9 protein-coding genes are annotated in these 8,239 nt (G+C 57.2%); 5 read left to right on the top strand and 4 right to left on the bottom strand.

The genetic code is table 11. From position 1 onward, the window contains the following. Positions 1-190 precede the first annotated feature (190 nt). From K7W03_RS25700 to K7W03_RS25690, 3 genes are all read right to left on the bottom strand, one after another. Entirely contained in the window at positions 191-1,228 is a 1,038-nt protein-coding gene (locus K7W03_RS25700; protein ID WP_222887748.1) for a CHAT domain-containing protein, read from the bottom strand. A gap of 68 nt (positions 1,229-1,296) precedes the next feature. Further along, positions 1,297-1,878, bottom strand: a complete 582-nt coding sequence (locus K7W03_RS25695) for a hypothetical protein (RefSeq protein WP_222887746.1) — start codon at positions 1,876-1,878, stop codon at positions 1,297-1,299. 30 nt (positions 1,879-1,908) lie between these two features. Beyond that, positions 1,909-2,496, bottom strand: coding sequence for a recombinase family protein (locus K7W03_RS25690; RefSeq protein ID WP_222887744.1), 588 nt, complete (start codon positions 2,494-2,496; stop codon positions 1,909-1,911). Positions 2,497-2,744: 248 nt separating this feature from the next. On the opposite strand from K7W03_RS25690, the gene K7W03_RS25685 reads away from it, so the two are divergent. Next, on the top strand, positions 2,745-3,401 hold the full coding sequence (locus K7W03_RS25685; protein ID WP_222887742.1) for a hypothetical protein: 657 nt from the start codon (positions 2,745-2,747) through the stop codon (positions 3,399-3,401). Positions 3,402-3,405: 4 nt separating this feature from the next. On the opposite strand, the gene K7W03_RS25680 is transcribed toward K7W03_RS25685, so the two are convergent. After that, entirely contained in the window at positions 3,406-4,458 is a 1,053-nt protein-coding gene (locus tag K7W03_RS25680; RefSeq protein WP_222887740.1) for a hypothetical protein, read from the bottom strand. 187 nt (positions 4,459-4,645) lie between these two features. Between K7W03_RS25680 and K7W03_RS25675 the strand changes: the two genes are divergently transcribed. The 4 genes from K7W03_RS25675 (at position 4,646) to K7W03_RS25660 (ending at position 8,185) form a co-directional block, all read left to right on the top strand. Beyond that, the gene (locus K7W03_RS25675; protein ID WP_222887738.1) at positions 4,646-5,389 is read left to right on the top strand and encodes a hypothetical protein; all 744 of its coding nucleotides are present in this window, start codon (positions 4,646-4,648) and stop codon (positions 5,387-5,389) included. A gap of 84 nt (positions 5,390-5,473) precedes the next feature. Then, positions 5,474-5,704, top strand: coding sequence for a hypothetical protein (locus K7W03_RS25670; RefSeq protein WP_222887736.1), 231 nt, complete (start codon positions 5,474-5,476; stop codon positions 5,702-5,704). A 90-nt stretch (positions 5,705-5,794) separates the two neighbouring features. Then, positions 5,795-6,568, top strand: a complete 774-nt coding sequence (locus tag K7W03_RS25665) for a hypothetical protein (RefSeq protein WP_222887734.1) — start codon at positions 5,795-5,797, stop codon at positions 6,566-6,568. A gap of 69 nt (positions 6,569-6,637) precedes the next feature. Beyond that, the gene (locus tag K7W03_RS25660; protein WP_222887732.1) at positions 6,638-8,185 is read left to right on the top strand and encodes a type IV secretory system conjugative DNA transfer family protein; all 1,548 of its coding nucleotides are present in this window, start codon (positions 6,638-6,640) and stop codon (positions 8,183-8,185) included. The last annotated feature ends 54 nt before the right edge of the window (positions 8,186-8,239 follow it).

The following is an 8,239-nucleotide window of genomic DNA, read 5'->3' as shown; positions in this document are numbered from 1 at the left end:
AGACACCCAGTTCCTAATTCAGATCAGAGGCTTACGCCACTCCCGCCAACCCTTCAGGACACTTTTGGTGAATAAGGCGGGCTAGATGGATGCAACGGAAGAGCGCAGCGTCTTCCTTGCCAAGGCTGTGTGGTATTACCACACACGACTTGCGGTCAGCATAAGCGACGCTCTTCGTTCTTACCTTGCCCTACGCTGTTTTGACGAGAACGAGTGAGGAAATGTCGACATCATCACGCGAGATGCACTGAGGCAGTTCGCTGGCCTCATCATCAATCATTGCAGCCTCGATCTTTACCTTCGCCTGTTTGAGTGAACTGCCGACCGACTGCCCGCTTGCAAGTGCCGCGTAGAACTGCTGGGCGAACAGAATGGCAGCCATGTCCAGCACATTGTCGGACATGGCGATTACAACCGGAACAGCGGGCAAGATTACCTCTGCCCCTTCAAGCGTGTCGCAAGCGTTGAGAACGAGCAGCGTCGGTGGATGATCTGTTGCATCCAGCGCCTTCACCAAAAGCGGAAATGAAATTGCTTGCTCAGACCCGCCTGCCAGTTCGCCACCTTCCATCACGACCGATGAACCGCCACCGTGACCGGAAAAATGGATGATGTGTGGCTGGACATCGTTCAGACCATCCAACAAATCCTGAAACGTAGCAGCAGGCCGCTGCTCAACCGTAACCAGATCACGGTATTTAGCGCCACGAAGAGCCTGCTGCACCTGTCGCACTTCGGCGTCCGTTCGGAGGTCCATTCCGGGATTTGAAGTAAGGTAAAGCACGCGAAGCTTTTCCGGCTCGGGCGGCTTCAGATGGACGTAATGCACGTTGGTTTTGGCTAATTGCGCCATTTCACGCGCATGAGATTTCTCTCTCTGTCGTCGGCGGTCGGCTTCACGGTCTTGCGCTTGACGATCCGATTTTTCCGACGACTGAAGGGAGCGCTGCCTGCTGCCTTGATCGCGGGCATTGTCTGCGAGCTTCTTTTTTATGTCGGCTACCTTCTTCCCTGCATCAAGCGCCTTTTTGCTCTCGCGGGTGGCTGAAGACAGGGCGCTCTTGGCTGAAGAAGCCGAGCTGGCCCGCTGTGCCTGATCTTCATAGCGGCGGGCATTTTCCTTTGCCTTATGAAGGTCAGCCTCGTGACGCTGTAACTCCTTTTCGAGACTCGCTTCTTTATCCTTTAGTTGCGCCAAAGCGCGGCGATACATATCCGTTGATGACATCGTCTATCCCATCGTTCTTTTTATGTTCTATAGGATGCCCGTTAGAAGTCCAAGCATTGATGTCGGATTTATGCAGCAGGCTGACGCTCGCGAAACGCGGCGGTCAGTTGGTCGGCGTCGTAGGGGGAAATTGCCCTGATGGTTGTCCGGTGCGTCGGATAGGCAATTGTTGCATCAAGTTTGCCCGCAAGGCTTTTCGACCAATAGATGATGGCCGCGAGTGCAAGGCACGAGAATCCACTAGCGATGCTGCTGGGCGCGATTCCCTCCACAGGCGGGGCAAGAAAGGCGAGTAGCAGGGACAGTCCGCCAAGCAGGGCAAGAATGAAGGATATGTTGGTGTAGGAGTCTTCCTCTTTTCGGAAGTCGTTCTCCGTCTCCCGCCCCGGATCGGCGACCATTATCATTCCGCCGCCAATCATGCCGGAAAGGATGGCGACGGCAAAAAACGCCATTATCAGCCATCCGTACCAAGGCGTGTGCGCTCGTTCCGATATGGCTCCGCCAATCAGAAACAACAGCGCAATCACCCCGATAATGGCGACGCACAATCCTATGATTTTTGGCACATAGGCCAGCGGATTGCGCTTCACGGTGACGGACGTTGCGCCCGAGAGCGAAACCGAGCCTTTCTTCGTTTCGACAATCATCGATATATTCCTCCCCCTTGATCGTCTGCCCTATGCCGCCAGCGATGTGGGGACTTTGCGTTTCAGATTCCGGAATAGCGTTGCGCGTCCGACGCGGTATCGCTTGGCGACGGCTGACGCTTTCATCGTGCCGCCCTTCATGAGGATTTGCGCTTCGGCGATCTGGGCGGGACTCATTTTCGGGCGACCGCCACGGTGCTTGCCGCGCCGCGCAGCAGCTTCAACGCCTGCGCGGGTACGGCGGACGATGGCGCGATATTCCATATGGGCGACAACGGCCAGAAAGATGGCCTGCATTTCGCCGTTCTCGGTGGAGGTGTCGCAGTTCTCGGACAGGCTGATGACCGCCGAGCCTTGCTCGCCCAGATCGTCAATGACGGACAGGATATGACCGAGGGAACGGCCCAGACGGTCAATCCGCCATATGACCAGCTTGTCACCGGGCCGGACGGCCTCCAGCGCCTCACTTAGTCCTTTGCGGGTCCAGCGGGTGCCGGACACCTTGTCCTGATAGATTTTATGGCAATTTGCGGCTCTCAGGGCATCCCATTGGAGGTCCGTGCTCTGCTCCGCAGTGCTAACGCGGATATAGCCGATGAGGCGGGGTTTTGCTGTCATAGATGCAGTCCGGCGAGAGTCTCATGAACTGTGGTCAGTGAGACTACTGCCCTGCAAAGGACCATGCCATCCTGTCCAACGGTCAAACCGCCGATTTCCTGACCAAATTTCTAACACAGGCCGTTGCGTAATCCAATAAAAAAGGAGTATCAGCGACCACGGTTAATGAGACTGTAAAGTCAATATGACCCGCAGATTTCGAACGACATAGAACATTGAATGTTACGTCTTTCGAAACGGGGTTTAAAATGGCTAAATCAGGCCTTATGCGTTCCGCTCTTTCAGCGGCATTTCTAGCAGCAATCGGTTTGTCATCGCCTGCTATGGCGCTTGATAACAAACAATGCCTTTCAATGGCCGAAATGAACGCTGCGCTCAAGGCCGAAGGCCAGCGCACAATGATAATCGGCGACCGCGTTTACATCGACAACCCGACTGGCGATATTCTGGACGTGAAACTTCCGAAATTCGTCAACACCGTCACATCGAACGCGGACGGCTCCTTGGGCTATCAGCTTGAAGGCGATAAACCTCGCGCCCAGACATCGGATAAGGTCTGCGTTGCGGCGAAGCTGACGAATGTCAGATTGTTTGACGCCAGCAAGCCCGGCGTGAACAGCGCCGCGCTTCTGGGCGGAGCGTTCAATAACGTCATAGTGAGAGGCGATGCTTTGGGGACGCGCCCTATGGTGGTTGCCGACAGCGTTCACCGCGATGCGAATGGCGATGACCGGGTTGGCCTTCCTGTCGTCATCGTAGGCAATATGGAGTTGAAATCGGGCGGAATGATTTCGCGCAACCCTGACGGACGCGTGATGGATATGCTGCGCCTGACAAATCTGGAATATACCGCTGCGGGCTTGTTGCGTCTCAATCCGCAAGTGGCAATGGTTTCACCGAAATAATCTATCAGGCATCAAAGCCTGCTCCCGGCGCTGCTGGCGCAGGCGTTGGCGTCAACGCTGCGATCTGTTTAGGGGCGTCCAGCGGCTCCGTCGCCGCCATTGCAGCGCGATGATGATCGCCCAAATTCGGCGCTGATGGGAATGGTGAAGCATCGCTATCCGGCGGAGACTGTTCCAGCTTGCCAGTGGGCAGTGACACTTTCGCGCCCAAGGATTGAGAAAGCGCATCGTCACGATTTGCCGTGGACGCGGTGGTTCCAGTCGATCTGATTTCCACATTCTGTTGCACCTCAGGACTCTCGGCTTGAAGAACGGCATCCTGTTTTTTGGCTTCGCGCAAACTTTCTTGAAGTTCCTGCTTCAACTGAGGATCAGCCTTGAGCTTGCTATCGAGCGCTTGCATCTCCGGTGTCCACTGGTCCGGCGGCAAGTTCTGCATCTTGGCGAGCAATGTCATCTGATCGACAACCTGTTTCGCCTCGGCATCGGTTTTGCCTTTCTGCCTTTGTCGTTCCAAGAGCCATTTACGAAGCGGCGTATCGCCTTCCATCCTCTCGGCGAACTTGCCCCATTCTTCACCCGTCATTTCGATTCCGGCGTAGCTGTGGCGGGTGCGCGACCATTCGGCGCGTTCTTCGCGTTTGCGATCCTCGATATTTTCGAAGGCTTCGCGGAGGGCTTCCTCGTTTTCTTGCTTCTTTTTTTCCTCCGGCGAACCTTCAAACAGTTCCTCGAAATATTTCTGCAAGGAGCCGTCGCCGCCCGTCATCGAAAACTCGTCGTGGAATTGCTTGTTCTGAATCTGCACGGCGAATTTCGCGGAGATCGCGCCACGCACGGCAAGATCGAACGCCGCCATGCCCAGTTGGCCCGCGACGTTGATATCGGGGTTGTCGGCAAGGGCCTGATCGGGATTGCTCTGATCGTCGGCATCGAGAGTGGCTGCAACGCCTGTGCCGGACGCTTGAGCAAGGCCGTTTTTCCGCGCTGCTTCAACGTCGCGTAGCAACTCCTGAGTGTCGAATGATGTATCTGGACCTGTCGTCATCCATGACATTATTTACTTGTCAGAATAAAGCGGCTTTAATTTTTCCATCAATTTTACATGTATTTAGATCAAATTTTATCTATCTGGCGAGGTGCGGGATATGATAGTTTCCACGAGCCGCACGGACCACAAATCCCCCGTCGTTCGTGCGGTCACTTTAACCAGTGCTGCCGATCCCGGCCGCTTCCCGTTATGAATGACAAACCCGCGCGACCTTCATCCCAAATCGCCCAATCCGCATAGCTCTCTTAAGCGTGAACCGCTTTCGCCTGATACCGTCGCGCAATTGCGCGATCATGCCGAGCGGACGGGCGTTGGCGCGATGCGGCTGTTGCGTGGCGCAAAGGACAAGCCAGCAGGATTGAATTCCGGCACGGTCAGCCAATGGATAAGAGGCGGAACGAAAAGCGCCGTGCCTTCCCATGTCGCATATGTCATGGCGCGATGGGCTGCGCTACCGACGAACAAACGCCTGTCGCTGACGCCGGAGATGCGAACGCAGCTAAACGCGGAATTCCTGCGGACGGGAATGGGTGCGGTCCAGATTCTGAAACGCGCGAAGGATATTCCACCCGGCCTGACGCACCAGATAATCCAGTCGTGGACCAGCGATGGGACCAAACCGAACACAGCCAGCGAAACGCACTGGCACTATGTCATGGCGCGTCTTGGGACGTTGCCAGATCATGTGGCCACCCCTGCGCGGTTCGTTCAGACCGAGCATCAGCGGAAGGTCGAGATAACCGCCGATGAGTTTGCCGAATTGCATCATCACCGTCAGCGCACCGGGATAGGCGGTGCTGTTCTGCTGCGTGATGCCAGCGACAAGCCTGCGGGCCTGACGCCCGGAATGATATCCGCGTGGCTGTCCAGACAAGCGACCAGAGCCGCGCCGGGATTGGTAGCCTATGTACTGGCGCGATATCGCGCTTGGCCGTGAAATCAGGCTGACAAATCTTATCCCCCCGAACGCTGTCATTCAAAATTGCACTGCCGTTTTTCCATCAGCAGGAAAGGCAAGGCTATGATGATTGAGGTGACAAAGGTTGGCGATCTGGTTTTTGAAGTGCGGTTCGCCGAACAGATGCGCGAGGAAATTACCTGTCTTGGCGGGTGGGGAACATCGGAAAGCGCTTTGCACCGTATCCTGTGCGATATGCTGCTAGGCGGCGCTGCCGATGTCGATGGTTTTGATGACGGCCTGTATATCGATCCGTTTTTTGAGGCTGCGGACGATGACGATGCGGCGTCCTGACCTTATCCCCCCGCAAGGATGAATTGCTGATTTTATCCCGATGCGCGGCGGCTGCGAATGGCGTGGCCGAATGCCTGAAAGGATATTGTCATGCAGCCCAGCCTTCCCGAACTGCCGCCGATGAAACCTGTCGGCGAAACGCCCGATGGCGCGAAAACCAACATTGCTGCGGCCACGTCCTCGCCATCTGCATCACGTTCCGGATTTCAGGGAACGAAACGCCTGCGGCAGATGATGACCATTCTCGCCAGCGGCGGACTTATTCTCGCCGCGACGATTGGCGTTGGCGAACTAGTGCTGCGCCCCGGCATTCGTCCGACCGATATCATGGCGACCATCGAAGCGCGGACGGAGAGTGGTATCTTCAATCAGAAGATGGGCGCGGCTCCGGGTGAAATGGTGATGACGGAGGACCAATATCGCGAGAAATTGGCGGAAGCGGAGCGTAGCGGGCAGGCCAAGGCGGAAATCGTCTTCCAGCGCGAACTTGCCGCCGTGCAAGCCGACAAGGAGAAAGTCGTCGGGGCGTACAACACGCTCTATCAGCGCACCAACCTCATCGCGCAGGCGGGCGTTCAGGTGGAGGCGCAGGCCATCCAGTTTCGCCAGCGCCTTATCGAGCAGACCAATGGCGGGCGGGCGCTCGTCATTAACATCTATGACGGGCTTTGCGCCCTTGGCGATCATGGGTCGTGTGAATCCGCGCGGCAGGCAAGGGCAGGCATGGTTGCTGAATCGAACGAGCTGACGGAAGGCCAGATTGCGAAGAAGGTCGCGGAATTGATGGCGGGTATTCCCGACCCGGCCTCGTTCGTTGCGGGCGCGGATATGCGCCAGAATGGAGCGCCGACGCTCCGGCCATAGTTCGCTGTTAAACCCCCGGCCAATCGTCCGGCGCATCGCAAGGTGCGCCGGATTTTTTTGGGAGCGGCCATGCCCTTGTTCGATGATTTTTCGCGCGGCATTCCGGGCGGTAGCAACCGGGGCGCATTGCTCGGCACGGCAGGCTGGTCAGCGTCCGCGCCGCTTTGGCAACCGGGCATGATGTTTGTCGGCCTTGATGATGACGGGAACGAAGTCGGCCATATCGATGATCGCCATATCGTGACGGTCGCGGGCAGTCGTGGCGGCAAGGGCGTGTCCTGCATTGTCCCGAACCTTCGCCGCTGGCCGGGAAGCTGCATGGTTCTCGATCCGAAGGGCGAGAACGCGACACTGACCGCCACCATCCGTGCCGCCATGCCCGGTCATCAGGTTGCGGTGATTGATCCGGCAGGCGTGGCGAATGTGCCGGACCATCTTCGCGCAAGCTTCAACCCGCTCGATCTCATCGACGCGGCAGCGGACGACGCAATCGATATCGCAGCCGCCATTGGTGATGCGCTGATGATCGATGGTGGCGATAAGGACGTGCATTGGACCGAGAGCGCACGTTTTCTCATCGAGTCGCTCATCCTCTATGTAGCGATCAATGAGACAGGCACGTTTCGCAGCCTTGTCCGTGTTCGCCAGCTTCTTACCAAGGGAGAGCCGGAACGCGCGGCCTTCCTCAACGATATGGAAGCGGAAACGCACGGCGAAAAGGCGCGGCAATTTTCGCCATTCGATGCGCTGTGGGATTCCATGTCGCGAATCCAATGCGCCAATGAAGCGATAGCGGATATCATCGTCGGCGCGGCGAATTCCGTGCGCGACATGGGCGAGAACGAGCGCGGCAGCGTGTTATCGACCGCGCGGCGCAATACCAAATTCATCGATAGTCCGTGGATGCGCCGCGCCTTGCAGGGCGGGCAATATGCGCCGCTCGATATCGACCAGTTGAAGGCATCGGATGGCGGTCTGTCGATTTATCTTTGCCTCCCTGCGCGGTTCCTGCCGACCCATGCGAGATTGCTCCGGCTGGCGACGAACCTCATTCTCTTTCGCATGGAAGCGCAAGGATTGGAGCAACCGCGTTGCGGCCACCCGGTGCTCATGGTGCTGGATGAATTCGCCGCGATCGGCAGGCTTGAAAGCATTGAAAAAGCGGCTGGGCTGATGGCCGGATTCGGGGTGAAACTGTGGACCATCCTGCAAGATCTGGGGCAGTTGAAAAGGCACTATAAGGAAAGCTGGGAAACATTCCTTGGCAATGCCGGATTGCTTCAGTTCTTCGCGAACTCGGACATGACGACGCTCGAATGGCTGTCCAAGCGGCTAGGCCAGGTCGAGGTGATGCGTGAGACACAGGGGTCATCGGATGCAACAACCACTGGTACGTCAAAGAGCCAGAGCATGACGAAACAATCGGGCTGGACGCGCAGCAGCGGCACGACCGAAGGCCAGCAATCCATGGCCGAATTGTCGCGCAGGGCCACGCAGGACGGCGGCAGCGGCCTTGTTCCGTTTCTCGCCCGCGCCAATGCGTCGGACGTTTCGCATTCACAGGGACGCTCGGCGCAGGAAGGGCAGTACGCATCCGGTGAGGACCGCGGCTACTGACGGTTTGCTGGGGGATTTGGCATCTTACTTGCCGAGGAAGGCCTCGACGCCTTC

Source organism: Sphingobium sp. PNB (assembly GCF_019873065.1).
GTDB classification, from domain to species: Bacteria; Pseudomonadota; Alphaproteobacteria; order Sphingomonadales; family Sphingomonadaceae; genus Sphingobium; species Sphingobium fuliginis.
This window is presented reverse-complemented; position numbering and strand designations above follow the sequence as displayed.

What these genes read in the sequence shown, in the direction of transcription:
- K7W03_RS25700 (WP_222887748.1), bottom strand. Translation starts at nt 1,228, where the DNA reads ATGTCATCAACGGATATGTATCGCCGCGCTTTGGCGCAACTAAAGGAT.
- K7W03_RS25695 (WP_222887746.1), bottom strand. Translation starts at nt 1,878, where the DNA reads ATGATTGTCGAAACGAAGAAAGGCTCGGTTTCGCTCTCGGGCGCAACG.
- K7W03_RS25690 (WP_222887744.1), bottom strand. Translation starts at nt 2,496, where the DNA reads ATGACAGCAAAACCCCGCCTCATCGGCTATATCCGCGTTAGCACTGCG.
- K7W03_RS25685 (WP_222887742.1), top strand. Translation starts at nt 2,745, where the DNA reads ATGGCTAAATCAGGCCTTATGCGTTCCGCTCTTTCAGCGGCATTTCTA.
- K7W03_RS25680 (WP_222887740.1), bottom strand. Translation starts at nt 4,458, where the DNA reads ATGTCATGGATGACGACAGGTCCAGATACATCATTCGACACTCAGGAG.
- K7W03_RS25675 (WP_222887738.1), top strand. Translation starts at nt 4,646, where the DNA reads ATGACAAACCCGCGCGACCTTCATCCCAAATCGCCCAATCCGCATAGC.
- K7W03_RS25670 (WP_222887736.1), top strand. Translation starts at nt 5,474, where the DNA reads ATGATGATTGAGGTGACAAAGGTTGGCGATCTGGTTTTTGAAGTGCGG.
- K7W03_RS25665 (WP_222887734.1), top strand. Translation starts at nt 5,795, where the DNA reads ATGCAGCCCAGCCTTCCCGAACTGCCGCCGATGAAACCTGTCGGCGAA.
- K7W03_RS25660 (WP_222887732.1), top strand. Translation starts at nt 6,638, where the DNA reads ATGCCCTTGTTCGATGATTTTTCGCGCGGCATTCCGGGCGGTAGCAAC.